Genomic DNA, 25,396 nt, shown 5'->3' with positions numbered 1-25,396 from the left:
TTTCAGATTGTCGCGGTGGTGCGGTCGTCCGGGGCGCCATTCAGGGCGGGCGCGCCGGGGCCGTCATGGTAGCCAATCGGCCGTGAAGCCAGCGTCAAGAAATTGTGAAGTTTTCGTGAAGTGCCGGTGGCTGCGGGGCGTTCAGGCCGAGCAGGACGCGGGTGCCTTGTCCTTCGGCGCTGTCGACCGCGATGCGCCAGCCGTAGCGGTCGCAGATCTTCTTGACGATCGCCAGGCCCATGCCGAAGCCATCCCCGCGCCCGCCCGGCGCCCGGTAGAAGCGCTCGAACACATGCGGCAGGGCTTGCGCGGCGATGCCGGTGCCGGTGTCTTCGATTTGCAGGGCGCCGTCCTTCCAGCTGAAACGGATCTCGCCGTTCTCGGTGTGGCGCAGCGCGTTGTCGACCAGGTTGGACAGGACGATGCCCAGCGCCGGCGCGTTCGCCAGGATGCGGACGTCGCCGGGCACCGCCACGACCGCCGCCACTTTCTGCCGTTCCAGCTGCTCCGCATAGCGTTCTAGGGTGAGCTCGACGATCTCGGCCAGGCGCGCCGGCGAGGCGACCGTCGCCGTTTCTTCGCGCGCCAGCGCCAGCAGGCACTCGACCAGGGCGTGCATGTCCTCGGCCGCCTGCTCGATCTGCAGCAGGCGCCGGCGCGACTTGGGATCGAGCGAGGCGGCGCTCTGTTCCAGCAGTTCGCAGCTGGTGCGGATGCGGGTGAGCGGGGTCCGCAGTTCGTGGCTGACGTTGGCGGTGAATTCCTTTTCGCGCTCGACCATGGCAGCCATGCGGCCGTGGTATTCGTTGACCGCGACGGCCAGTTCGGCCACCTCGTGCTCGTCGTAGTGCCCCGGATCGATGGATGGGGACGCGCCGGAACGCAGCGCCCGCACCTGGCGCGCGAGGCCGCCGACCTGGCGCACCAGCAGCCCGGACAGCCAGTAGGCCAGCCAGATCGAGGGCAGCACGAAGATGGCGGTGACGATCAGGATGGTGTCCATGCCGTCCCGGAATTTCTTTTCGAAGGCGCTGTAATCGTAGCTGCGATAGATCCGGTCGGCGCCGAAGCGCGCCACCGCCACATGCACCTCGCGGCCATCGATCTCGACTTCGTGCACGCCCACGGGCAGCGTGGCCAGCGAGGGCGGCAGCGCGAACCACTGCCCGCCTTCCTGCGAAACGCGGGCGCCCATCGCGGGGTCCATCGGCGGCAGGGTCTCCGGCTCCTCGCGCCAGGCCTGCAGCAGGTTGCGCATGTCGTCTTCGATGATGGCCCGGATCAGGCGTTCTTCCTGGGCTTCGGCCAGCGAGCGCACCCCGGCGGCCTGCGCGGCCAGCAGCACGATGGCGGCCACGAACAGGGCCAGCGCCGCCTTCAGGCGCAGGCTAGGGCGCATCGCTTATTGCATTGATCCGGTAGCCGATCCCGTGCACGGTCTCGATCGGGTTGGCGGCGCCATCGGGGGTGAGGGCGCGGCGCAAGGTGTGCATGTGCGAGCGCAGGGTGTCGCTGTCCGGCAGCGGCTCGCCCCAGACCGCGGTTTCGAGTTCGGCGCGGCGCAGCACCTGGCCGGGCGCGGACATCAGCAACTGCAGCAGATGCAGGCATTTGCGCGGCAGGCGTATGACCTTGCCGGCGCGCTCCACGTCCAGGGTGCGCGGATCCATGCTGATGTCGCCGACGCGCAGGGCGCCCGGCACCACCTGGCCCTGGTGGCGCTTGATCAGGGCCGCCAGGCGCGCGCCGACCTCTTTGAGGGAGAACGGCTTGACCAGGTAATCGTCGGCGCCGTGGCCGAAGCCGGCCAGCTTGTCGTCCAGCGTGTCCTTCGCGGTCAGCATCAGGACCGGGGTGTCCTTGCGCGCTTCCTCGCGCAGCTTGCGGCACACCGTGAAGCCGTCCATGCCGGGCAGGGAGACGTCGAGCAGGATCGCGCTCCACTGCGCGCTGACCGCGCGGTGCAGGCCGGTGACGCCGTCGGCCGTGTGTTCCGGCACATAACCGGCGGCCTCGAGGTAATCGTAGAGATTGGCCGCGATGGCCGGATCGTCTTCAATGATAAGGATGCGCATGGCGGGATTATAAATGCGTCGGCTCAGCCATGCGTCAGGCCCTTCTGCTCATGCGCGCGCGCCAGCAGCAGGGTGCGTTCGCGTTCGTTCTGCGTGAGGCCGGCGGCGCGTTCGAATTCGGCCCGCGCCTCGGCATGGCGGCCCAGCCTGGCCAGCAGGTCGCCGCGCACGCTGGGCAGCAGGTGGTAGTTGCGCAGCACCGGCAGGTCGAGCAATTGGTCGGCCAGCGCCAGGCCTTCGGCCGGGCCGTAGGCCATGCCCAGCGCCACCGCGCGGTTCAGTTCGACGATGGGCGAGGGCCGCAGCTGCGACAGCGCATCGTAGAGCGCGGCGATGCGCACCCAGTCGGTTGCGTCGGGGCGGAGGGCGCGGGCGTGGCAGGCGGCGATCGCGGCCTGCAGGGCGTAGGGGCCGAGGCTGCCGCGGCTGGCGGCGCGGTCGAGGGCGGCAAGGCCGCGCCGGATCAGCAGCTGGTCCCAGCGGCTGCGGTCCTGGTCCAGCAGCAGCACCGGTTCGCCGTTCGGGCCGGTGCGGGCGCGCTCGCGCGAGGACTGGATTTCCATCAGCGCCACCAGGCCGTGCACTTCGCCTTCTTCCGGGGCCAGCTCGGCCAGCACCCGGCCCAGGCGCAGGGCTTCGCGGCACAGGCCGGGCCGCAGCCAGTCGGCGCCGGCGCTGGCGGAATAGCCTTCGTTGTAGATCAGGTAGATCACCTGCAGCACCGAGGCCAGGCGCGGCTTGCGTTCCTCGCCGCGCGGCACCTCGAAGGGCACCCTGGCCTCCGCCAGCGTACGCTTGGCGCGCACGATGCGCTGGGCCACCGTGGCTTCCGGCACCAGGAAGGCGCGCGCAATCTCGGGCGTCGCCAGGCCGCCCACCAGCTTCAGGGTGAGCGCGGCGCGCGCCTCGCTCGAGAGCACCGGGTGGCAGGCCACGAACATCAGGCGCAGCACATCGTCGTCGATGTCACCCTCGGCCAGCTGCGCCAGCTCGGCCAGTTCGTCGGGCCGGCGCTGGCCGGATTGGTCCCGGAGCTGCTCGTCCATCTCCCAGGACAGCTCGCCCTCCTTGTTGGCATGCATGCTGGCGTGGCGCAGGTGGTCCAGCGCCCGGTGCTTCGCCACCTGCATCAGCCAGGCGCCGGGGCGTTCCGGCACGCCATCCCGCGGCCAGCTTTCCAGCGCCTGCAGCATGGCGTCCTGCGCCAGCTCTTCGGCGATGCCGACGTCGCGCAGCATGCGGCTCAAGGCGCCGGTGATGCGCGCGGACTCCATCCGCCAGACCGCTTCGACGGTCCGGCCGATGTCGCTCGCCTGGCTGGCTGCCGTCATGCCTCGACGTTCACCCGGCGCAGGGCCGCATCCAGCTGCTCGGCGCGCAGGCTGGCGTCGAGCCGGCGCTGGGCCGCGTCGATGGCGGGCTGCAGGTCGTCCATCGTCATCGCTTCGCGGATCTCGACTTCGACATGAGGGCCGGTCGGATAGGGCAGGGTGCGGGCCCAGGCCACCGCGTCCGCCATCGAGGCGGCGCGGATCATCCAGAAGCCGGCGATCAGCTCCTTGGCTTCCGCGAAGGGACCGTCGATCACGCTGGCCTGGCCGCCGGCCAGCTTCACGCGCGCGCCGCGGCTGCTGGCTTTGAGGCCGTCGCCGGCCAGCAGCCTGCCTTGCGCGGCCTGCTCGGCGTTGAAGGCGTTCAGCGCATCCAGCATGGCTTGCGGCGGGATGCGGTCGGCTTCCGTGCCCTCGTCGGAGCGCAGCAGGATCAGGTAGCGCGCGTCCTCGCCGGCGGCGGCCGGCGGGACCTGGGCGCAGCCGCCCGGACAGCCGGTCTCGCGCAGTTCCAGCACCGCTTCGCCGGTGGCATCGGCATCGCTGGCCGGCCACTGCTTCAGCAGCGCGAGCGCATGCTCCTTCGAGTCCGCTTCGAAGACCGTGAAGCCGGCGATCAGCTCCTTGGCTTCCGCGAACGGGCCGTCGGTGAGGCTTTCCCCGCCTGGACCCAGTTTCAGGCGCACCGCCCGGCTGCTCGGGCGCAGGCCCAGGGCCAGGCCGACGCCGCCCGCTTCGTCGAGCATCTCGTGATAGCGCCCCATGTCCTCGAACACGGCGGGCGCCGGCAGCCGGCCGGCCTCGGTAGCCTCGTCGGCCCTGCGCATGACCATGAATTGCATCGCCGTCTCCTTTACAGTGCGCCGGCCTGCGCGCGGCGGCGTTCTTCCTGCTCGCGCAGTTCGGGCGTGAGCGCGTCGCCGAAGTCTTCCGCGGCGAAGATCTGGCGGATCTCGATGTCGCCGCGCCCGCCGTTATACGGGTTCGGGCAGCGCCGCATCCATTCGACCGCTTCCTGCTTCGAGCTGACCTCGATGATCCAGAAGCCGGCAATCAGCTCCTTGGACTCGGTGAAGGGGCCGTCGACCACGCTGCGGCTGTCGCCGTCGAAAACGATGCGCGCGCCGCGGCTGCTCGGGTGCAGGCCTTCGCCGGCCAGCAGCACGCCGGCCTTGACCAGCTCCTCGTTGAACTGGCCCATCTCGGCCAGCTGCTGCTGGGTGGGCATGACGCCGGCTTCGGTGTCGGCGTTGGCTTTGACGATCACCATGAATTTCATTGCTGGCCTCCCGCGCAGTCCGGTTGCTGCTGCATCATCTGCTGCATGCCCTCCTGCATCTGCTCCATGCTCAGGTCGCGCTTGTGGGTGGCGATCGACCAGCGGTGCCCGAAGGGGTCTTCAACCTGGCCGTAGCGGTCGCCCCAGAACATGTCGGCCAGCGGCATGACGGGCTTGGCGCCGGCATCGACCGCCTGCTGGAAGACGGCGTCGGCATCCTGCACGTAGAGGTGGATGAACACCGGCGTGCCCTTCAGGGCCAGCGGACCGTTGCTGCCATAATCGGGGAAATCGTCGGCCAGCATGATCCGCGAGTCGCCGATGCGCATCTCGGCATGGCCGAGCTTGCCACCTGGCATGGGCATGCGGCCGACTTCGACGGCGCCGAAAGCCTTCTTGTAGAACTCGATGGCCTCGGCGGCGCCGGCGCACACGAGGTGCGGGGTGACGGTGTGGAAGCCTTCGGGGATGGCGCGTACCTGTTCTTGCATGATGATCTCCTTATCCGGTTGTTTTGGGGGCTGCTATGACGACGACGAACGGCGCGTCCCGGTTTCGACATCGGCGCACGTAAATATTTTCGATTTTTCGATACGGTATGACGGCTGTCGTGCGAAGTCGAGAAAAAGATGACGTTCTGCAAAAAAGCCTCTTGAAATCCCCGTGGACAGCCCTATATTCGCCCGGTCTGTTTAACCCTTGAACCTACGCGAGGACTTAGAAATGGCTGTTGCCGAAAAAGAAACCCTTGGCTTCCAAGCAGAAGTAAAACAGCTGCTGCAACTGATGATTCACTCCTTGTACTCGAACAAGGAAATCTTCTTGCGCGAACTGATCTCGAACGCCTCCGACGCCGCCGACAAGATGCGCTTCGAGGCGATCAACAACGACGCCCTGTACGGCAACGACCATGAACTGAAGATCAAGGTCCTGTTCGACAAGGATGCGAAGACCATCACCATTTCCGACAACGGCATCGGCATGAGCCGCGACGAGGTGATCTCGCACCTGGGCACCATCGCCAAGTCGGGCACCAAGGAATTCTTCAGCAAGCTGTCCGGCGACCAGCAGGCCGACGCCGCCCTGATCGGCCAGTTCGGCGTGGGCTTCTACTCGGCCTTCATCGTCGCCGACCGCGTCACCGTCGAGACCCGCCGCGCCGGCGCTGAAGCCTCGGATGCGGTGCGCTGGGAGTCGACCGGCGAAGGCGACTACACCATCGAGCAGATCGAAAAGATCAACCGCGGCACCGACATCACCTTGCACCTGCGCGAAGGCGAGGACGAGCTGCTGTCGTCGTGGAAGCTGAAGTCCATCATCCGCAAGTACTCCGACCATATCTCGCTGCCGATCGTGATGAAGAAGGAAGCCTGGGACGAGGAGAAGAAGGAAAACGTCGTCAGCGACGAACTCGAGACCGTCAACCAGGCCTCCGCGCTGTGGGCCCGTTCGAAGTCCGACATCACGCCCGAGCAGTACGAGGAGTTCTACAAGCACGTCTCGCACGATTTCCAGGCGCCGCTGGCCCATACCCACAACCGGGTGGAAGGCCGCAGCGAATACACCCAGCTGCTGTACGTGCCGGCCCACGCTCCCTTCGACCTGTGGGACCGCAACAAGCGCGGCGGCATCAAGCTATACGTAAAACGCGTCTTCATCATGGACGACGCCGAGCAGCTGATGCCGGTCTACCTGCGCTTCGTGAAGGGCGTGATCGACTCGAACGACCTGCCGCTGAACGTCTCGCGCGAGATCCTGCAGGAGTCGCGCGACGTGCGCGTGATCCGCGAAGGCTCGACCAAGCGCGTGCTGGGCATGCTGGAAGAGATGGCCAACAGCGACGAGCAGGAAGGCAAGGACAAGTACGCCACCTTCTGGAAGGAGTTCGGCCAGGTGCTGAAGGAAGGCATCGGCGAGGACGCGACCAACAAGGACCGCATCGCCAAGCTGCTGCGTTTCGCCTCGACCCAGAACGATTCGGCCGAGCAGACCGTCTCCTTCGCCGACTACGTGGCGCGCATGAAGGAAGGCCAGGAGAAGATCTACTACGTCACCGCCGACAGCTATACCGCGGCCAGGAACAGCCCGCACCTGGAGATCTTCCGCAAGAAGGGCGTCGAGGTGCTGCTGCTGACCGACCGCGTCGACGAGTGGATGCTGTCCTTCCTGACCGACTTCGACGGCAAGGAACTGGTGTCGGTGGCCAAGGGCGGCCTCGACCTCGGTAAACTCGAAGACGAAGCCGAGAAGAAGGAGCACGAAGAGACCGAAGGCCAGTACAAGGACCTGGTCGAGAAGATGAAGGGCGCCCTGGCCGACAAGGCCAAGGACGTGCGCGTGACCTTCCGCCTGACCGATTCGCCGGCCTGCCTGGTGGCGGACGAGCACGAGCTGTCGGCCAACCTGGTGCGCATGCTGAAGGCGGCCGGCCAGGACGCTCCTGAGAGCAAGCCGATCCTCGAGATCAACCCGAACCACCCGCTGGTGACGCGCCTGAAGTACGAAGATGCGGACCAGGCGCGCTTCGGCGACTGGGCCAACATCCTGTTCGACCAGGCCATGCTGGCCGAGGGCGGCAGCCTGAGTGACCCGGCGGCTTTCGTGAGGCGGATGAACGAGATGCTGCTGGCGACGGCGAAGTAATCGCTGCAGCTTCGAATGAAACGGCCGGTGCAGCGATGCCCGGCCGTTTTTTATCGCCGCAGCCGGCGCTGCAGGACTTCCGTGAACGGCTGCAGCACCGCGGCAGCCAGTATGATCGCCAGCGCGAGCCCCAGCAGCACGGCCGGGTCGCCGCGGCGGAAGGTGATCAAGGCCTGGCAGGCGCAGATCACGATGCTGTGTGAGAGGTAGAGGATAAAGGTATGCGCGGACAGGACCCGGATCGGCCGCGCGGCGCGCAGCAGCAGGCCAAAGCCCGCATGGCGCGCGCAGGCGAAGTTGGCCAGCACCAGCATGCCGACGAGGTAGTCGGCCAGCACGCGGTCGGCGCTGCCCATGCGCATGCCACTGAAGGGCCAGGCGGCCAGCGCGACCTTGCGCAGCGCGGGTTCCGGGTCGTACCAGGCCCAGATCGCCAGCAGCACCAGGGTCGCGCTCCAGCCGGCGCGGGCCGCGCACAGGCCGATGCGATGGGTCTTCTGCCAGCGGTACAGGAACACGCCCGACACCCACAGCGGCAGCAGGAGCCACAGCTTGGGGCCCATCAAGGCGAACACCGCCGCGCCCAGAAGGCGCATGCGCCCCTTCAGGTAGCACACGGCGCCGAACAGCACGTAGTACCAGGCCTCGTAGTTCAGCGACCAGTAAGGCAGCAGCCAGGGCGGCGTCTCGACGAAGCCCCACAGCTCGCCCAGGAACAGCAGGTGGAAGGGGATGTAGAGCCAGGGCTTGCGCAGCTGGTAGCCGTCGCTCACCTGCGTGCCGAGGACCCCGGCCGCCAGGGCCGCCAGCGCGAAGGCCAGCAGCAGCATCGGCAGCGCCACCGAATACAGGCGTGCGCAGCGCGCCGACACGTACTCGCGCAGCGTGGGCTTGCGTTGCTCGGCGCTGTAGGCGATCACGAAGCCGGACAGCACGAAAAAGGCGATCACGGCTTCGCGCCCGAGGTCGGCGATGCGCGCGATCTGGCGGTCGTCGAAGATGCGGAAATAACCGAAGTGCGCCATCACGACCGCGCAGGCGGCCGCGATGCGGACCAGGTCCAGGTAGAGCGAGAAGGGCTTGTCCAGCCCGGCCCTGGCGGCCGCCGGGGCGGTCGCGGCCGTGCTCAGGGCTGCAGTGTCGAGCAGAACGCCTCCAGCATCCGTTCGCCCTCCGGCCATGGGCCGTAGCCGGTATCGGCGTTGATATGGCCGGCGTCGCCGATCTCGACCAGTTTGCTGCCCCAGGCCTGCGCGAAGGCGCGCGAGCGCCCGATCTCCGCATACGGGTCGTCGGTGCTGGCCACCACCACCGAGGGGAAAGGCAGCGTTGTCATCGGCACCGGCCGGAATCCGCCGGCATCGATCGGGTAAGAGGGCGCGTCGACGTCGCTCGGCGCCACCAGGAAGGCGCCCGCCACGTTCAGGTGCGAGCCGGCCTGCGCCCACTGCGCCACCAGCATGCAGCCCAGGCTGTGCGCCACCAGGATCGGCCGGCCGTCGCAGGCGGCAATGGCCGCGTCCAGTTCGGCCACCCATTCGTCGCGCTCCGGCGCGTGCCAGTCGCGGTGCGCCACCCTTTCCCACTTCGCGTATTTAGCCTCCCAGTGGGTCTGCCAGTGCTCCGGTCCCGAGTTCCACAGGCCGGCCACGATCAGGATGTCGCATTTCATAACGCAGTCCTCAGCGCGAACAGTTCCGGGAACAGTACCACGTCCAGCATCTTGCGCAGGTAGCTGACGCCCGCGGTGCCGCCGGTGCCGGTCTTGAAGCCGATGATGCGCTCCACCGTCGACACGTGGCGGAAGCGCCAGGTGCGGAAGGCGGTCTCCATGTCGACCAGCTTCTCGGCCAGCTCGTACAGCGCCCAGTGGTGCTCCGGGTCGCGGTAGACCTCGAGCCAGGCGGCCAGCACGGAATCGTCGTGGACGGTCGGTTTGGTCGGGTCGGCGTCGAGACGCTCTTGCGATACCGGCAGGCCGGAGCGCGCCAGCAGGCGCACCGCCTCGTCGTACAGGGAGGGCGCGTGCAGCTCGCGTTCGAGCAGGGCATGGTGCTCGGGCGTGACCTGGTGCACGGCCAGCATGTTGGCGTTCTTGTTCCCGAGGATGAATTCGAGCTCGCGGTACTGGAAGGACTGGAAACCGCTGGAGGCGCCGAGGTAGGGGCGGATCGCCGTGTACTCGGGTGGGGTCATGGTCGCCAGCACGTCCCAGGCGTGCACCAGCTGGTCCATGATGCGCGCCACCCGGGCCAGCATCTTGAAGGCCGGCGGCAGTTCGTCCTTGCGGATCTGCTCGCGCACCGCCTGCAGCTCGTGCAGCATCAGCTTGATCCACAGCTCGCTGGTCTGGTGCTGGATAATGAACAGCAGCTCGTTGTGGTTCGGCGACAGCGGGTGCTGGGCCGTCAGGATCTGGTTCAGGCCCAGGTAGTCGCCGTAGCTCATGGACTCCTTGAAATCCATCTTGGCGCCATGCCACTCGGCCGCTTTCTTTTGGTCGTCCATCTCAGCTCCTTCAGGTCACCGCGCTGCGTGCGGCATTCGCATCGTAGCCGCCGCTGTCGAGGATGTCGCGCAGGATCTCGACCGCATCCCAGACGTCGGCGAAGCTGGTGTAGAGCGGCGTGAAGCCGAAGCGCATGATCTCGGGCTCGCGGTAGTCGCCGATCACGCCGCGTTCGATCAGGGCCTGCATCACCGCATAGCCGTGCGGATGGGTGAAGCTGACCTGGCTGCCGCGCTGCGCATGCTCGCGCGGCGTGACCAGGCCCAGCGGATGCGCCTTGCAGCGCGCTTCGACCAGGGCGATGAAGAGGTCGGTCAGGGCCAGCGACTTGGTGCGGATCGCCTGCATGTCGGTCTCTTCGAAGACCTCCAGCCCGCATTCGACCATCGCCAGCGACACCACCGGCTGGGTGCCGCACAGGGCGCGGCCGATGCCGTCGGCGGCCGTGAAGCCGTGCGACATGGCGAACGGCGCCGCATGGCTCCACCAGCCGGTGAGCGGGTGGCTGAAGGCCGCCTGGTGCTTTTCCGGCACCCAGATAAAGGCCGGGGCGCCGGGGCCGCCGTTCAGGTATTTATAGGTGCAGCCGACGGCGAAGTCGGCGTCCGCTCCGTGCAGGTCGAGCGGCACGGCGCCGGCCGAGTGGGCCAGGTCCCACAGCGCCAGCGCGCCGGCTTCGTGGGCGTGGCGGGTCAGGGCGGCCATGTCGTGCTGCCAGCCGGTGCGGTAGTTCACGTGGGTCAGCATCAGGACCGCGCAATCGGCGTCCACCGCGGACGGCAGTTCCTCGACGCTGTCGACCAGGCGGATCGCATAGCCGCGGTCGAGCCAGCGCGCCAGGCCGTCCGCCATATAGATATCGGTGGGGAAGTTGCTGCGCTCGGTGACGATCACCTTGCGCTCGGGCGCTTTCTGGCGCTGGATCTCCAGCGCCGCGGCCAGGGCCTTGAACAGGTTCAGGGAGGTGGTGTCGGTGACGACCACTTCGCCGGGGCGGGCGCCGACGATGGGGGCGAGGCGGTCGCCGAGGCGCTTGGGCAGCGCGAACCAGCCGGCCGTGTTCCAGCTCTTGATCAGGTCCTGGCCCCATTCCATGGCCACCACTTCGTGGGCGCGGGCCAGCGAGGCGCGCGGACGGGCGCCGAGCGAGTTCCCGTCCAGGTAGATCACGCCTTCGGGAAGTTCGAAGCGGCCGCGCAGCACGCCCAGCGGGTCTTGTTCGTCGAGGGCGGCGCAATCGGCGCGCGAGGTGATGGTGACTTTGGTACTCATATTGATTCCTTCGGCAGGGCGCGCAGGATCGCGCGGACCGGGCTGGCATCCATGCCGGCCAGTTTCAGGGGCAGGGCGATCAGTTCGTAGTCGCCGGGCGGGACTTCGTCCAGCACGATGCCTTCCAGGATCGCCAGGCCGTGGCGGCGCACCGCGTGGTGGGCGTCCAGGGTCTTGGAATCCTGCGGATCGAGCGAGGCGGCGTCGGTGCCGATCAGGATCACGCCCTTCGAAGCCAGCAGGGCGATGGTCTCGGCGGCGATGGCGGGGAAGGCCGGGTCCCATGCGCCTTGCGGCGCGTTCGCGTAAGTACGAAGCAGGACCCGCGGGGGCGTGCCTTCCATATGAGCTGCGACGTCCTCCGGGCGGACCGGGCTGGCGCCGACGCAGTGGATCACGCGACATGGCCCGAGGTAGGGCGTCAGGCCGACGGCGTCGATGGCAAGACCTGCCGGATCGTAGTGCGAAGGGGCGTCGGTGTGGGCGCCGAGGTGGGTGCTCATGGTCATGCGGCTGACATGGACCGGGCAGCCATCCTTGATCTCCCAGGTCGGACTGGCCTCGAACGGGGTGTCGCCGGGCCAGACCGGGATAGCGGCCGAGATCGTCGGACTGATATCCCAGAGTGTTGGAGCGTGCATGCTGGTATGGATGAATGAAGGCGCGAAGCCGGCAGTGTAGCAAGAAATGCATCCTCGAAAAAAATTTTGCGGAAACCCTAAAGTTCCCGAAATCCCGTCCGATAACCTATCCAGATGACCAGGACTGCGTCGAAATTTTTTTGCGAATGACCCTAAAGTTTGCGAAAAGCCATCCGATAACGAGTCAGAAGGGCACGCAGGGGTAGCAAAAAAATCGAAAAATATTTCGATTCGACCCTAAAGTTCCCAAATCGGTTGACGTTAACCAACACAGACGCAGATTCTTGTCGGCGTCGCCGGGCCCCAAAAGCCCCACAGTTCGACCATCTCCATCCCCCCGGTTTCATAGGGGCGCGACCACGATCCGGCAGGGTTTGTCAGACAAACTCCTACGGATCGACCTCGTCTTTGCCGGACGAAAAATACAGACACTCTCCAATAGTCCAAAAGTTTCCTCACAGTCAGAATCTATCTCATCGGCAACACACAAACGCCGCCGAACAGATCACAACGGAGAGATGGAAATGACTGCGAACGACATGATGGCTGAAATTCGTGATGCGAACCTGAGCTACCTGATGCTGGCTCAGCAGATGATTCGCGCCGACAAGGTCACCGCAATCTTCCGTCTCGGCATCTCGGCCGACATCGCCGACCTGATCGAAGGCATGAGCAATGCCCAGATCCTGAAGCTTGCCGGCGGCAACATGATGCTGGCCCGCTTCCGCTTCGACGACACCGCCATCCTATCGATGCTCACCAGCCACAGCAAAGACCGCGCCCTGGCGCAGTCGCACGCCGCCATCCTGATGGCCGGCCAGCCTGCAGAAGAAATCGCCTAATATCAATTGCCAAAAATCGGGGTCTGACCCCGGTTTTGGGAACTTGTTTTTAGGGCATTGATCCCTAATTCAGAGATAGCGGTCTCGACATCAGGTCTGTGGAGTAAAAAATGAGCAAGAAAAGCGTCGTCTCTGAAGCCCAGGAAATCCAGCTGGCCATCGAACTGATCCAGCTTGGCGCCCGCCTGCAGTTGCTGGAAAGCGAAATCTCGCTGTCGCGCGAGCGCCTGCTCAAGCTGTACAAGGAACTGAAGGGCGTGTCGCCGCCGAAGGGCATGCTGCCGTTCTCGACCGACTGGTTCCTGACCTGGCAGCCGAACATCCACTCCTCGCTGTATATCAATATCTACAAATTCCTGGTCGAGCACGCCGGCGCCACGGGCATCCATGCCGTCATGAAGGCTTACAAGCTCTACCTCGAGCAGATGCCGCCGGAGCCGGGCGAAGAGCCGCTGCTGTCGCTGACCCGCGCCTGGACCCTGGTCCGCTTCTTCCAGGGCGGCATGCTGGTGCTGGCGCCTTGTTCGAAATGCAAGGGCAAGTACGTCGTCAATTCGCTCGACCTGAACAACGATTACCAGTGCGGCCTGTGCCACATGCCCTCGCGCGCCGGCAAGACCCGCAAGGCCAAGGACGCCGCCGCGCTCGCCGGCAACTGATCCTTGATGAGCGTCAGCGCCGCTGCCCCGCGCCGCATCCGGCGGGCGCCCGCCGTCCGCGCGCTGCTGCTGCAAATCCTCGCCTTTCCCCTGACGCTGGCCACGGTGTGGCTGCTGGCGCGCGCCGGCCTGCTTCACGCCCTGAGCACGCAATCCTGGCTGCTCGTGACCCTGGTGCAGGGCGCCTGGGCTGCGGGCCTGTCCTGGCGCGCCGGCCTGGCCAGCTGGTGGCGTGCGATCCAGTTCCTGTTCCCGCCGGTGCTGTTCCTGGCGCGCGAAAGCGCCGACGCACTGGCGCTGCCCCCTGGCGCCTTCCTGGCCATCTTCCTGTTCCTGCTGCTTTTATACTGGTCGACCTTCCGAACCCAGGTCCCGTATTACCCGTCCGGCCGCCGCGTGTGGGAAGAAGTCGCGCGCCAGCTGCCGCAGGACCGGCCGCTGCGCATCATCGACATCGGCAGCGGCCTGGGCGGCCTGGTGCTGGACCTGGCGCGGCGCCGTCCCGACTGCGAGCTCAGCGGCATCGAGCTCGCGCCCTTGCCGTGGCTGGCCAGCAGCCTGCGCGCGCGCCTGGCGGGAAGCCGCGCCCGGTTCCTGCGCGGCGACTACGAAAACCTCAATTTCGGCAATTACGACGCCGTGTTCGCCTACCTGTCGCCAGCCGCGATGGGTGGCTTGTGGCGCAAGGCCGCAGCCGAAATGCGTCCCGGCAGTGTACTTCTCAGTTACGAATTCGCCATCGCGGAGCGCGAGCCCGATGAGCGCGTCGTCACGATCGATAGCCGGAAAATTCTCTACATTTGGCACTTTTGAGCCACATTCCGGGCACTTTTACTTGCCCGTAGTCCATTCTCAAGCTAATCTAGTTCCCTACGTAAATATTTCAACCGGGCACGTCCCCGGTCTCACAGATCGGGAGTCCCGTGTTTGTCATTATCGGTTACATCGTCGTCATCGCGTCCGTGATCGGCGGCTTCGTCCTGAACGGCGGTCACGTGGCCGCGCTCATGCAGCCGCTGGAAGTGCTGATGATCGGCGGCGCCGCGATCGGCGCTTTCTTTGTCGGTAATACCCCCAAGGCCGTGAAGGCGACCATCGGTGCGCTGCCGACCCTGTTCAAGGGTTCGAAGTACACGCGCGAGATGTACATGGAGCTGATGTCGCTGATGTTCGACGTCCTCTCCAAGGTCCGCAAGGAAGGCCTGATGTCGATCGAAGGCGATATCGAAACCCCGGAGCAGAGCCCGGTGTTCTCGAAGTACCCGATGGTGCTGGCCGACCACCACGTTATCGAATTCATCACCGATTACCTTCGTTTGATGGTTTCCGGCAACATGGATGCCTTCCAGATCGAAAACCTGATGGACAACGAGATCGAGACCCACCATCATGAGGGCCACGTCCCGGCGCAGTGCATCGCCAAGCTGGGCGACGGCCTGCCGGCATTCGGCATCGTGGCCGCGGTGATGGGCGTGGTGCACACCATGGAATCGGTCGGCGCGCCGCCGGCCGAGCTGGGCATGCTGATCGCGCACGCGCTGGTCGGTACCTTCCTCGGCATCCTGCTGGCGTACGGCTTCGTCGGCCCGCTGGCCAGCCTGCTGGAGCAGAAACTGGAGGAATCGACCAAGATGTTCCAGACCGTGAAAGTCACGCTGCTGGCCAGCCTGAACGGCTATGCGCCGGCGCTGGCGGTCGAATTCGGCCGCAAGGTCCTGTTCTCGACCGAGCGCCCGACCTTCGCCGAACTCGAAGACCACATCAAGAAAGCGAAGACCAAGTAATGGCTGATGAAGGCCAGCGGCCGATTATCGTCAAGAAGATCAAGAAGGGCGGCCACGGACACCATGGCGGCGCCTGGAAGATCGCGTACGCCGACTTCGTGACGGCGATGATGGCCTTCTTCCTGCTCATGTGGCTGCTCGGCTCGACCACCAAGGGCGACATGGAAGGCATCGCCAGCTATTTCAAGACGCCGCTGAAGGTGGCCATGCAGGGCGGTTCGGGCAGCGGCGACAGCGCCTCGATCCTGCAGGGCGGCGGCCAGGACCTGACGCGCCGTAACGGCCAGGTCAAGAAGGGCGACACCCCGGCCGACAAGAAGACCTATGACCTGAAAGCCGCGCGCGCAGCCCTCGAGCACGAGGAAGCCGAGCGCCTGGCGAAGCTGAAGCAAAAGATCGAGTCGACCATCGAGGCCAATCCGCAGCTGAAGAAGTACAAGAACCAGCTGCTGCTCGACGTCACCAGCGAAGGCCTGCGCATCCAGATCGTCGACGAGAAGAACCGCCCGATGTTCGAGAGCGCCAAGGCCGAGCTGCAGCCCTATACCCGCGACATCCTCGACGTGCTGGCGCTGGTGCTGAACGACGTGCCGAACAAACTGAGCCTGTCGGGCCATACCGACTCGACGCCCTACATGACGGCGAGCGGCTACACCAACTGGGAACTGTCGGCCGACCGCGCCAACGCCTCGCGCCGCGAAATGGTGCGCGGCGGCCTGGCCGACGACAAGATCCTGCGCGTGGTGGGCCTGGCGGCCGCCAACCACCTGGTTCCCAAGGACCCGTTCAACCCGGTCAACCGCCGCATCAGCATCCTGGTGATGAACAAGCGCACCGAGGAAGCGGTGCTGCGCGGCGGCAGCAGCGGCGACAACTCGCTGGACGTTCCGGGCGACGCCGATGGCGCCGTCAAAGCCGTGGCGCAGGCTACGGGTGCGGGGTTGGCCGCGCCGGAGCAGGAAGCGGCGACGCAGGGCGCGCGATAGTTCTGGAGGACTCAATGACAAGAAAAAAGATTTTAGGGTCGCACGTGAAGCGCCTGCTGTCGGGCGTATCCGACCACGGCCGGCGCCACCTGAACGAGGTCGAGACCGACCTGGTGCAGACCACGCTGCTGCTCGAGGAAGCCGTCGAAAAGCTGACCTCCAGTTTCATGGCGATCCACCAGGCGGTGGATGCGCGCCAGCAGAGCATCAACCGCCTGCTGGCGGGCGAGGCGCCGTCGGCCGAGGAAAGCGAGAAGCTGACCGGCATGTCGGGCGAGATCGGCCTGCACGTGAACACGGCCATTACCAGCATGCAGTTCCAGGACATGACCAGCCAGCTGCTCGACCGCACGCTGCGCCGGGTGAGCGGCCTGCGCGAATTCCTGACCACGCTCAGCGAACACGGCGCCGACATCGCGCCGGACAGCCACAGCGAGGAAATCGTCGAGCGCCTGGGCAAGGTCAGCATGGCGCTGGCGATCCAGTCGCTGGAGCTGCGCAGCATGCTGAGGAAATCGGTGGAGCAGCGGCATTTGGAAAGTGGCGACGTTGAACTGTTCTGATTACATCGAACTTTAACTATATTAAACCGGGGTCAGAGCCCCTTTTAAAAGAAGAACCGGGCTCTGACCCCTCTGGAGCACACATAACATGGCTAAAACAATTCTTGCGGTTGACGATTCCAGTTCCCTGCGCCAGATGGTGGCGTTCAGCCTGAAGGCCGCCGGCTACCAGGTGATCGAGGCGGTCGATGGCCAGGATGGCCTCGACAAGGCGAAGCAGCAGGCCGTCGACCTGGTCCTGACCGACCAGAACATGCCGAAGATGGATGGCCTCACCCTGATCAAGTCGCTGCGCGGCCTGCCGACTTATGCCAAGGTGCCGATCCTGATGCTCACCACCGAATCGTCGGACGAGATGAAATCGAAGGGCCGTGCCGCCGGCGCGAATGGCTGGCTGGTCAAGCCCTTCGATCCGCAGCGCCTGATCGAGGTGGTCAAGAAAGTCATCGGCTGAGCCGATCAGCGACAAGCGATAAGCGACAATCATGACCATCGACATCAGCCAGTTCTACCAGGTCTTTTTCGACGAGGCGGAAGAACTCCTCGCCGAGAAGGAGCGTCTGCTGCTGGCCGTCGATATCGCCGCGCCGGACGCGGAAGACCTGAACGCGATCTTCCGCACCGCCCATTCGATCAAGGGCGGGGCGTCGACCTTCGGCCTGAACGACATGAGCGAAGTGACCCACGTGCTGGAGTCGCTGCTGGACCGCATCCGCAAGGGCGAGATGTCCCTGACGGCGCAGCACGTGGACGCCTTCCTGGCGGCCAAGGATATCCTCAAGATGCAGCTCGACGGCCACCGCAACGGCGCGACGGTCGACCAGGAAGCCGTGGCCAACGTGCGCATGATGCTGCACGATTTGTCCGAAGGCGTCATCGTGGCCACGCACCAGCCGACCGTGCCGTCCTTCCTGCACGCCGAGCAGAAGCAGGAAGTGCAGGAGGGCGCGCACCGCTACAAGATCGAGCTGCCGGACATCCCGCAGCGCGACGTGAATGCACTGGTCGATGAACTCGGCCTGCTGGGCCGCGTGTTGGTGACGCCGCTGGCCGGCGGCCGCAGCGCTTTGATCATCATGACCCACGAGGGCCTGGACGACATCATCGCGATCTGCTCGTTCGTGCTGGACCCGAACGACCTGAAGATCTTCGAAGCGCCGCCGCTCACGCCCGAGCAGCGCGCCATCGAAGCCGCCGAGCGCGCCCGCATCGAGGACGAGCAGGGCTACGGCTTCTTCGATCCGAACGAGCCGGCCGAGGGGGCGCAAGCCGAACAGTCCGACGACGAGCGCGGCTACGGTTTCTTCCAGCCGATCGAACAGATCCGCCGCGAAGCCGGCATCGTGGCCGAAACGGCGAAACCGGTGGTGGTGGAGAGCCGTCCGGAAGCGCTCGAAGTGACCGAGGTCGCGGCCGAGAAGAAGGCCGCCAGGAAGGCCGCGGACGCCGGGCATGCGGGCTCGGAGTCGAGCTCGATCCGCGTCTCGATCGAGAAGGTCGACCAGCTGATCAACCTGGTCGGCGAACTGGTGATCACCCAGGCCATGATCGAGCAGCGCAGCGACGGCCTCGATCCGATGGTCCACCAGCGCCTGCTGGCGTCGGTGTCGCAGCTGACCCGCAATACCCGCGACCTGCAGGAAGCGGTGATGTCGATCCGCATGATGCCGATGGACTTCGTGTTCTCGCGCTTCCCGCGCATGGTGCGCGACCTGGCCGGTAAGCTGGGCAAGAAGGTCGACTTCATCACCAACGGCGCGGCGACGGAACTGGACAAGGGCCTGATCGAACGTATCGTCGATCCGCTGACCCACCTGGTGCGCAATTCGATCGACCACGGCATCGAGATGCCGGCCGCGCGCATCGCCTCGGGCAAGTCGGAATCGGGGCGCCTGTTCCTGTCCGCGGCCCACCAGGGCGGCAATATCGTGATCGAAGTCGCCGACGACGGCGGCGGCCTGAATCGCGAGCGCATCCTGGCCAAGGCGAAGCAGAACGGCCTGCCGGTCTCCGACGGCATGAGCGACGCCGAGGTCTGGCAGCTGATCTTCGCGCCGGGCTTCTCGACCGCGGAAATCGTCACCGACGTCTCCGGGCGCGGGGTCGGCATGGACGTCGTCAAGCGAAACATCACGCAGATGGGCGGCACCATCGACATCCGTTCGGCCAAGGGCTTCGGCACCACCATCCTGATTTCGCTGCCGCTGACGCTGGCGATCCTGGACGGCATGTCGATCCGCTCCGGCGAGGAGATCTACATCCTGCCGCTCGGCTTCGTGGTCGAGTCGCTGCAGCCGGCCAGGGCCGACGTCAAGGAGATCGCCGGCCAGGGCCGCGTGGTCAAGGTGCGCGGCGAGTACCTGCCCCTGATCCCGCTGTACCAGATGTTCAACATCGAGCCGCGCATCGTCGATCCGTCCGAAGGCATCCTCGTGATCCTGGAAGCGGAAGGGCGCAAGGCCGCGCTGTTCGTCGACGAACTGGTGGGGCAGCAGCAGGTGGTGGTGAAGAACCTCGAATCGAACTACCGCAAGGTGGCCGGGATCTCCGGCGCCACCATCCTCGGCGATGGCGGCGTGGCGCTGATCCTTGACGTGGCTGCGCTGCTGCGCTCCTCGCGTCAGCTGACGGACGATACCGTCGTTTTATAAACTCATTAAATCTGAACTGGGAACCGGCATGTCCACTCAACAGACCACCAAGCCCGCCGACGCGCGCGACGGCAGCGGCAGCGAATACCTCGCCTTCACCCTCGGCTCCGAGGAATACGGCATCGACATCCTGAAGGTGCAGGAGATCCGCGGCTACGAAGCCGTGACCCGCATCGCCAATGCCCCGGAATTCATCAAAGGCGTGATCAACCTCCGTGGCATCATCATTCCGGTGGTCGACATGCGCATCAAGTTCAAGCTCGGCACCCCGACCTACGACCAGTTCACCGTCGTGATCATCCTGAACATCGGCGGCCGCATCATGGGCATGGTCGTGGACAGCGTGTCGGACGTCACCACCCTGACGCCGGACCAGGTCAAGCCGGCGCCGGAAATGGGCACCGCCTTCAATTCCGACTACCTGATGGGCCTCGGCACCGTCGACGAGCGCATGCTGATCCTGATCGACATCGACCGCCTGATGTCGTCCAGCGAGATGGGCCTGATCGACAAGATGGCAGCGTAAAACCGGAATCGCGGCGCAGGGCTGGCTTCATTTTTCACACCCAAGGGTAATAACGTGCCGCTTCATACCAAGCAGGAAACCGGCAAGGAATTCGAGTTCACGCGCGGCGACTTCGAACGCGTGCGCGGGCTGATCTACCAGCGCGCCGGCATTTCGCTGGCCGACAGCAAGCAGGAAATGGTCTACAGCCGCCTCGCGCGCCGCCTGCGCGCGACCGGCATCGAGTCCTTCGTGCGCTACCTGGACAGCCTCGAAGCCGGCAAGATGCCGGCAGAGTGGGAATCGTTCACGAATGCGCTGACCACCAACCTGACCTCGTTCTTCCGGGAGGCCCACCACTTCCCGCTGCTGGCCGAGCATGCGCTCAAGGCACGCCGCCAGCATCCGGGCACGCCGCTGACGATCTGGTGTTCCGCCAGTTCGACCGGCGAGGAACCCTATTCGATCGCGATGACCCTGTGCGAGGCCTTCAACACCTTGAGCCCGCCGGTCTCCATCATCGCGACCGACATCGACACCAACGTGCTGGCCACCGCCAGCGCCGGCGTCTATCCGATCGAACGCCTGGACAAGCTCGAGACCGAGCGCAAGCGCCGCTTCTTCCTGAAGGGGAAGGGCGCCCAGGAGGGCCTGGTGCGGATCCGTCCGGAACTGCGCAGCCTGGTCACCTTCCGCCAGCTCAACCTGCTGGCCGACGGCTGGGACCTGAAAGGCCCGTTCGACACGATCTTCTGCCGCAACGTGATGATCTACTTCGACAAGGCCACCCAGCGCAAGATCCTGTCGCGCTTCGTGCCCCTGATGAAGCCGGACGCCCTGCTGTTCGCGGGCCATTCCGAGAATTTCCTGTATGTGTCCGACGCGCTGCGCCTGCGCGGCAAGACCGTGTACGAATTAGCTTAAAGAAGCACCGCCATGGATACGAACAGCCAATTCGCCACCAACGTCTACTACGACCGCACCTTCGACTGCGACGCCGCCAAGATACTGCCGGGCGAGTACTACTACACGCCTAAGGACATGCTGATCGTGACGGTGCTGGGCTCCTGCGTCTCGGCCTGCATCCGCGACCGCGTGAAAGGCCTGGGCGGCATGAACCACTTCATGCTGCCGGACGGCGGCGACCCGAACAATCCGGTCTCGGCCTCGATGCGCTACGGGACCTATGCGATGGAAGTGCTGATCAACGATCTGCTGAAGGCCGGCGCGCGCCGCGAGCACCTGGAAGCCAAGGTGTTCGGCGGCGGCGCCGTGCTGCGCGGCTTCTCGGCCATGAACGTGGGCGAGCGCAACGCCGCCTTCGTGATGCAGTTCCTGAAGACCGAGCGCATTCCGGTGCTGGCCGAAGACCTGAACGACATCTATCCGCGCAAGGTGTACTTCTTCCCGCGCACCGGCAAGGTGCTGGTCAAGAAGCTGATGCAAACCCATAACGACACGCTGGCGAAGCGCGAGCTCGATTACGCCAGCCGCCTCAAGGTCGCCCCGGTCGGCGGCGACATCGACCTGTTCTGACGAAAGGGCCCGCCATGTTGGCAACTACGAACAACAAGATCAAGGTCGTGATCGTCGACGATTCCGCCCTGATCCGCAGCGTGATGACCGAGATCGTCAATTCGCAGCCGGACATGGAAGTGGTCGGCGTCGCACCCGATCCGCTGGTTGCGCGCGACCTGATCAAGCGCACCAATCCCGACGTGCTCACGCTCGACGTCGAGATGCCGAAGATGGACGGCCTCGACTTCCTGGAAAAGCTGATGCGCCTGCGCCCGATGCCGGTGCTGATGGTGTCCTCGCTGACCGAGCGCGGCTCCGAGATCACCATGCGCGCGCTGGAACTCGGCGCCGTCGACTTCGTGACCAAGCCGAAGATCTCGATCCAGACCGGGATGCGCGAGTACACGGAACTCATCGCCGACAAGATCCGCGGCGCCGCCCGCGCGCGCCTGAAACCGCGCAGCCTGCACGCGCCGGCGCCCAGCGCCCAGCTGCCGCAGCTGCGCAGCCCGCTGACCTCTTCGGAAAAGCTGATCATCATCGGCGCCTCCACCGGCGGCACCGAGGCGATCCGCGAATTCCTGATGCAGATGCCGTCCGACTGCCCGGGCATCCTGATCGCCCAGCACATGCCGGAAGGGTTCACGAGTTCCTTCGCCAAGCGCCTCGATTCGCTGTGCAAGATCAGCGTGAGCGAGGCCCAGGGCAACGAGCGCGTGCTGCCGGGCCACGCCTACATCGCGCCCGGCCATTCGCACCTGCTGCTGGCCCGCTCCGGCGCCAACTACATGACCCGTATCGAGCAGACCGACCCGGTCAACCGCCACCGTCCCTCGGTGGACGTGCTGTTCCGTTCGGCGGCGCAGGCGGCCGGCAAGAATGCGGTCGGGGTGATCCTGACGGGCATGGGGAAAGACGGCGCGCAGGGTATGCTGGAAATGAAGGGGGCGGGGGCCTACAATTTCGCCCAGGACGAGGCTTCCTGCGTCGTGTTCGGCATGCCGCGCGAGGCGATTGCGGTCGGCGCCACCCATGAAGTGGGTGCGCTGACGGCCTTGCCGGGCATGGTCCTTGGCCATCTTGCAACACACGGCGGCCGCGCGTTGCGCGTTTGATCCGCCAAAGCGGCTTTAGCCTCGGTTTTATCGCCGCAGAGCAACAAAAATGCTATGCTTAGGCCTGCTTTCGCAGTGTCGAAGTCCAACCAACACATACAGATAAAGTAACACGGAGTAATTCATGGCTGATCCAAAGATGCGTTTTTTAGTTGTTGACGATTTCTCGACGATGCGTCGCATCGTGCGGAATCTGTTGAAGGAACTGGGTTACGCCAACGTTGACGAAGCGGAAGACGGCGTGATGGCACTGGCCAAGCTGCGCAGCGAGCAGTTCGACTTCGTGGTATCGGACTGGAACATGCCGAACATGGACGGCCTGACCATGCTGCAGAACATCCGTGCCGATCCCGCGCTGGCCGGCCTGCCGGTGCTGATGGTGACCGCCGAAGCAAAGAAGGAAAACATCATCGCGGCCGCGCAAGCGGGCGCCAATGGCTATGTGGTGAAGCCCTTCACCGCCGCCACCCTCGACGAAAAGCTGAACAAGATTTTCGAAAAGATGGGGAAGTAAAATGACTGAGCACACGGCCGACTCGGGCTCGAACGACGAGGTCCTGAGCCGGATCGGACACATGACCCGCGCGCTCCACGAGAGCCTGCGCGGACTGGGCCTGGACAAGCTGATCGAAAAAGCGGCCAGCGACATCCCTGATGCGCGCGACCGCCTCGACTACGTGGCGCGCCTGTCGGAAGATGCCGCCAAGCGCGTGCTGGACGCGACCGATGCCGCGTCGCCGCTGCAGGACGGGATCGACGCTTCGGCCGTGGAACTGTCGGCTTCCTGGCAGTCGCTGCTGGACAGCGGCGAGGGCAGCGCTCAGTTGCCCGCCGAATGGCGCGCGCTGGCCGAACGCACCATCGCATCGCTGGCCGAATCGCGCGCCGCGGTCGGGGCCACCAAGGGCCACCTGATGGACATCATGATGGCCCAGGACTTCCAGGACCTGACCGGCCAGGTGATCAAGCGCATCACCGGCATCGCCCAGAACCTGGAAAAGCAACTGGTGCAGATGCTGGTCGACTTCGCGCCGGCCGAGGTCAAGCGCGAGTTCGACAACAGCCTTCTGAACGGCCCGCAGATCAACCCCGAAGGCAATACCGAAGTGGTGGCCGACCAGGGCCAGGTCGACGACCTGCTGGACAGCCTCGGCTTCTGATTCACCGTTGTACGATGCGCCAGCGGACGGCGCATCGCTCCCCAGTTTCACCCGGCGTTCATAAAATGCATCAGACCAACTTCATCGTCCGTGAACCTCTGCTCGATCCCAAGCAGCGTGTGATTGGTTATGAGCTCTGCTGGCAACAGCAGAACGGCAGGGAAGTGGGTCCCGCCGACCTCGAATCGCTGGTCGGCTTCGTCGCCGAGCACCTGGTCGATGCAGACCAGAACTGGCTGCTGCGCGACAAGCTGCTGTTCATCGACGCCGTGCCGGCCATGCTCTCGACCGACGCCCTGCACGCGCTGCCGCCGGAGCGCACCGTGCTGTCGATGAGCACCCGCGAACTGGCGAACAACGACACCCGCGCCGCCGTGCAGGCCCTGCGCGCCGGCGGCGTCGGCATCTCGCTGCGCGGCGCCAACCTGGACCTGCTGGGCAAGAACTTGTCTCCGGTCGCCTCCTACGCCGAAGTGCGCTTCAGCGGCGCCGACGTCGCTACCCAGGCCCGCACCTATGCCGCGGCCAAGGCCTCGACCCTGCGCATGGTGGGCCGGCCAGTAGCCACCTGGCCCGACTTCGACGCCTGCGCCGCGCTCGGCCTGGACGCCTTCGTCGGCAAGCTGCACCTGACCCCGCGCGACGGCGGCAATACCAAGGGCATGAACCCGGCCCAGGCAATCATCCTGCAACTGATGCAGATGGTGCAGAACAACGAGGACGTGCCCAAGATCGAGGCCGTGCTCAAGCGCGACCCGGCGCTGATCTACAAGCTCCTGCGCTTCATCAATTCCGCCGGCTTCGGCGCCGGCCGCCAGATCGAGTCGCTGCGCCAGGCGATCGCCATGCTCGGCTACGCGCCGCTGTACCGCTGGCTGGTGCTGCTGCTGGCCACCGCCAGCTCGAGCGGCTACTCGCCGGTGCTGATGGAAACCGCGGTCGTGCGCGCCCGCCTGTGCGAACTGCTGGGCCAGAAATTCCTGCCGCGCGGCGAAGGCGAGTACCTGTTCGTGGCCGGCATGTTCTCGCTGCTGGACCGCCTGCTGGGCCTGCCGATGAAGGAAGTGCTGGACACCATCCAGCTGCCGGACGAGGTGGTGCGCGCGCTGTTGACGCGGGACGGGGTCTACGGGCCTTACCTGGCGCTGGCCGAGGCCTGCGAGCTGAATTCGCAGCTGGTGGCGTCGATGGCGGCGTCGCTGGATATCAGCCCGCTCGACGTGAACAAGGCGCATTTGAGTGCGCTGGCCTGGGCGCAGAATGTGACCACCTGATGATCCTGTTGGGGGTGCAGGGGAAAAAGCCGGTCAGCTCTGAATTGACTGGCTTTTTGTTTTGGGACTGGCTCGCTTGCTTTTCTGCTGCGCGCCTGTTTTTCGGCGTTTGAGAGTCAGCCGCTTCGATATCCGGCTCGTCTTCGTTCAGGGTTTGCATGACGGCCGGGTTGGCCGCGTATTTTCGCTTGCGTATCTCTCGGTTGAGCTCCTGTATGCGCCGCTTCTCGGCGGGGCGGGAATCTCGCCACGCATGTGGTCGCAGCCTTCGCGTTGATCGACGAAATGCTGCACGTCGCGGGGAAGGTCAAGTCACGACCTCCACGCTTACATACCGAGCAGCCGGACAAGGGCATAGGCCAGTAGCCCCACGCCCAGCAGCGCCAGCACGAAGACCGCGGCCAGCTTGCCGGCCGTGCGCAGCACCGTGCGCTTGTCCTTCCCCTTCTTCATCTCCTGATCGTAATGCCATTTGACGGCGAAGAACATGCCCGTGCCGAGCACGAGAGCCTTGAAGGTAACGAAGACTACAGGGATCCAGTCCATGAATTTGCCGAATGCAGATGAGAGAAGAGAAAAGCTCAGCGAC

At 65.3% G+C, this 25,396-nt stretch carries 28 protein-coding genes; 16 read left to right on the top strand and 12 right to left on the bottom strand.

What is annotated here, in order from left to right:
• Window positions 1-94 precede the first annotated feature (94 nt).
• The 6 genes from ACFPO9_RS08285 to ACFPO9_RS08260 are packed head-to-tail and all read right to left on the bottom strand — an operon-like array spanning window position 95 to window position 5,176.
• Window positions 95-1,399: a sensor histidine kinase gene (locus tag ACFPO9_RS08285; protein ID WP_379769358.1), complete on the bottom strand. Its 1,305-nt coding sequence runs from the start codon at window positions 1,397-1,399 to the stop codon at window positions 95-97.
• Window positions 1,389-2,075, bottom strand: coding sequence for a response regulator transcription factor (locus ACFPO9_RS08280; protein ID WP_379769355.1), 687 nt, complete (start codon window positions 2,073-2,075; stop codon window positions 1,389-1,391). Before ACFPO9_RS08280 ends, ACFPO9_RS08285 begins: the two co-directional genes overlap by 11 nt.
• Before the next feature lie 23 nt (window positions 2,076-2,098).
• Complete coding sequence (locus tag ACFPO9_RS08275; RefSeq protein WP_379769353.1) at window positions 2,099-3,406, bottom strand: RNA polymerase sigma factor; 1,308 nt, start codon at window positions 3,404-3,406, stop codon at window positions 2,099-2,101.
• Window positions 3,403-4,248 (bottom strand): YciI family protein, encoded by an 846-nt coding sequence (locus tag ACFPO9_RS08270; protein WP_379769350.1) that lies wholly within the window; start codon window positions 4,246-4,248, stop codon window positions 3,403-3,405. Before ACFPO9_RS08270 ends, ACFPO9_RS08275 begins: the two co-directional genes overlap by 4 nt.
• 11 nt (window positions 4,249-4,259) lie before the next feature.
• The gene (locus ACFPO9_RS08265; RefSeq protein ID WP_379769348.1) at window positions 4,260-4,685 is read right to left on the bottom strand and encodes a YciI family protein; all 426 of its coding nucleotides are present in this window, start codon (window positions 4,683-4,685) and stop codon (window positions 4,260-4,262) included.
• Window positions 4,682-5,176 carry a VOC family protein gene (locus ACFPO9_RS08260; protein WP_379769346.1) on the bottom strand — a complete coding sequence of 165 codons (495 nt, stop codon included), beginning with the start codon at window positions 5,174-5,176 and terminating at the stop codon, window positions 4,682-4,684. Before ACFPO9_RS08260 ends, ACFPO9_RS08265 begins: the two co-directional genes overlap by 4 nt.
• Window positions 5,177-5,408: 232 nt before the next feature.
• On the opposite strand from ACFPO9_RS08260, the gene htpG reads away from it, so the two are divergent.
• Entirely contained in the window at window positions 5,409-7,328 is a 1,920-nt protein-coding gene (htpG, locus tag ACFPO9_RS08255) for a molecular chaperone HtpG (RefSeq protein WP_379769344.1), read from the top strand.
• Between the two features lie 50 nt (window positions 7,329-7,378).
• Here the strand turns inward: htpG and ACFPO9_RS08250 are convergent, their stop codons facing one another.
• Genes ACFPO9_RS08250 through kynB form a run of 5 tightly spaced genes read right to left on the bottom strand, consistent with a single transcriptional unit; the run spans window position 7,379 to window position 11,750 of the window.
• Window positions 7,379-8,509: an acyltransferase family protein gene (locus ACFPO9_RS08250; RefSeq protein WP_379769342.1), complete on the bottom strand. Its 1,131-nt coding sequence runs from the start codon at window positions 8,507-8,509 to the stop codon at window positions 7,379-7,381.
• On the bottom strand, window positions 8,455-9,000 hold the full coding sequence (locus ACFPO9_RS08245; protein ID WP_379769340.1) for an RBBP9/YdeN family alpha/beta hydrolase: 546 nt from the start codon (window positions 8,998-9,000) through the stop codon (window positions 8,455-8,457). Before ACFPO9_RS08245 ends, ACFPO9_RS08250 begins: the two co-directional genes overlap by 55 nt.
• On the bottom strand, window positions 8,997-9,836 hold the full coding sequence (gene kynA / locus ACFPO9_RS08240) for a tryptophan 2,3-dioxygenase (RefSeq protein WP_379769338.1): 840 nt from the start codon (window positions 9,834-9,836) through the stop codon (window positions 8,997-8,999). The genes ACFPO9_RS08245 and kynA overlap by 4 nt, the downstream gene beginning before the upstream one ends.
• Window positions 9,837-9,846: 10 nt before the next feature.
• Window positions 9,847-11,109, bottom strand: coding sequence for a kynureninase (gene kynU / locus ACFPO9_RS08235; RefSeq protein WP_379769336.1), 1,263 nt, complete (start codon window positions 11,107-11,109; stop codon window positions 9,847-9,849).
• Window positions 11,106-11,750: an arylformamidase gene (kynB, locus tag ACFPO9_RS08230; RefSeq protein WP_379769333.1), complete on the bottom strand. Its 645-nt coding sequence runs from the start codon at window positions 11,748-11,750 to the stop codon at window positions 11,106-11,108. Before kynB ends, kynU begins: the two co-directional genes overlap by 4 nt.
• A gap of 524 nt (window positions 11,751-12,274) precedes the next feature.
• On the opposite strand from kynB, the gene flhD reads away from it, so the two are divergent.
• From flhD to ACFPO9_RS08155, 15 genes are all read left to right on the top strand, one after another.
• On the top strand, window positions 12,275-12,592 hold the full coding sequence (flhD, locus tag ACFPO9_RS08225) for a flagellar transcriptional regulator FlhD (protein WP_047826184.1): 318 nt from the start codon (window positions 12,275-12,277) through the stop codon (window positions 12,590-12,592).
• Window positions 12,593-12,702: 110 nt separating this feature from the next.
• Window positions 12,703-13,251, top strand: coding sequence for a flagellar transcriptional regulator FlhC (flhC, locus tag ACFPO9_RS08220; protein ID WP_379769330.1), 549 nt, complete (start codon window positions 12,703-12,705; stop codon window positions 13,249-13,251).
• Window positions 13,252-13,257: 6 nt separating this feature from the next.
• A complete protein-coding gene (locus tag ACFPO9_RS08215) occupies window positions 13,258-14,064 on the top strand; it encodes a class I SAM-dependent methyltransferase (RefSeq protein ID WP_379769328.1) in 807 nt (268 codons plus the stop codon).
• 110 nt (window positions 14,065-14,174) lie between these two features.
• The gene (gene motA, locus ACFPO9_RS08210; protein WP_379769326.1) at window positions 14,175-15,035 is read left to right on the top strand and encodes a flagellar motor stator protein MotA; all 861 of its coding nucleotides are present in this window, start codon (window positions 14,175-14,177) and stop codon (window positions 15,033-15,035) included.
• Window positions 15,035-16,021 (top strand): flagellar motor protein MotB, encoded by a 987-nt coding sequence (motB, locus tag ACFPO9_RS08205; protein WP_379769323.1) that lies wholly within the window; start codon window positions 15,035-15,037, stop codon window positions 16,019-16,021. The genes motA and motB overlap by 1 nt, the downstream gene beginning before the upstream one ends.
• Window positions 16,022-16,035: 14 nt before the next feature.
• Entirely contained in the window at window positions 16,036-16,584 is a 549-nt protein-coding gene (locus tag ACFPO9_RS08200; protein WP_230022006.1) for a chemotaxis protein, read from the top strand.
• Window positions 16,585-16,672: 88 nt separating this feature from the next.
• Window positions 16,673-17,038: a response regulator gene (locus tag ACFPO9_RS08195; RefSeq protein ID WP_230021993.1), complete on the top strand. Its 366-nt coding sequence runs from the start codon at window positions 16,673-16,675 to the stop codon at window positions 17,036-17,038.
• 31 nt (window positions 17,039-17,069) lie between these two features.
• Entirely contained in the window at window positions 17,070-19,235 is a 2,166-nt protein-coding gene (gene cheA / locus ACFPO9_RS08190; protein ID WP_379769320.1) for a chemotaxis protein CheA, read from the top strand.
• Window positions 19,236-19,263: 28 nt separating this feature from the next.
• Window positions 19,264-19,761, top strand: coding sequence for a chemotaxis protein CheW (locus ACFPO9_RS08185; RefSeq protein WP_379769317.1), 498 nt, complete (start codon window positions 19,264-19,266; stop codon window positions 19,759-19,761).
• Between the two features lie 54 nt (window positions 19,762-19,815).
• Window positions 19,816-20,664, top strand: coding sequence for a CheR family methyltransferase (locus tag ACFPO9_RS08180; RefSeq protein ID WP_379769314.1), 849 nt, complete (start codon window positions 19,816-19,818; stop codon window positions 20,662-20,664).
• 12 nt (window positions 20,665-20,676) lie between these two features.
• Window positions 20,677-21,276: a chemoreceptor glutamine deamidase CheD gene (gene cheD / locus ACFPO9_RS08175; protein ID WP_230021959.1), complete on the top strand. Its 600-nt coding sequence runs from the start codon at window positions 20,677-20,679 to the stop codon at window positions 21,274-21,276.
• Between the two features lie 14 nt (window positions 21,277-21,290).
• Window positions 21,291-22,373 carry a protein-glutamate methylesterase/protein-glutamine glutaminase gene (locus ACFPO9_RS08170; protein ID WP_379769311.1) on the top strand — a complete coding sequence of 361 codons (1,083 nt, stop codon included), beginning with the start codon at window positions 21,291-21,293 and terminating at the stop codon, window positions 22,371-22,373.
• 124 nt (window positions 22,374-22,497) lie between these two features.
• Window positions 22,498-22,887, top strand: a complete 390-nt coding sequence (cheY, locus tag ACFPO9_RS08165) for a chemotaxis response regulator CheY (RefSeq protein ID WP_230021946.1) — start codon at window positions 22,498-22,500, stop codon at window positions 22,885-22,887.
• A gap of 1 nt (window position 22,888) precedes the next feature.
• Complete coding sequence (gene cheZ / locus ACFPO9_RS08160; RefSeq protein ID WP_379769309.1) at window positions 22,889-23,533, top strand: protein phosphatase CheZ; 645 nt, start codon at window positions 22,889-22,891, stop codon at window positions 23,531-23,533.
• Window positions 23,534-23,598: 65 nt separating this feature from the next.
• Complete coding sequence (locus tag ACFPO9_RS08155; RefSeq protein ID WP_379769306.1) at window positions 23,599-24,807, top strand: EAL and HDOD domain-containing protein; 1,209 nt, start codon at window positions 23,599-23,601, stop codon at window positions 24,805-24,807.
• A 327-nt stretch (window positions 24,808-25,134) separates the two neighbouring features.
• Here the strand turns inward: ACFPO9_RS08155 and ACFPO9_RS08150 are convergent, their stop codons facing one another.
• Window positions 25,135-25,353, bottom strand: coding sequence for a hypothetical protein (locus ACFPO9_RS08150; protein ID WP_379769304.1), 219 nt, complete (start codon window positions 25,351-25,353; stop codon window positions 25,135-25,137).
• Window positions 25,354-25,396: the final 43 nt, after the last annotated feature.

Origin of the sequence: Massilia aerilata (assembly GCF_042656905.1) — a bacterium.
GTDB lineage: Bacteria > Pseudomonadota > Gammaproteobacteria > Burkholderiales > Burkholderiaceae_D > Telluria > Telluria aerilata.
The sequence above is the reverse complement of the archived record's forward strand: the minus strand, read 5'-3'. Positions and strand labels throughout refer to the sequence as shown.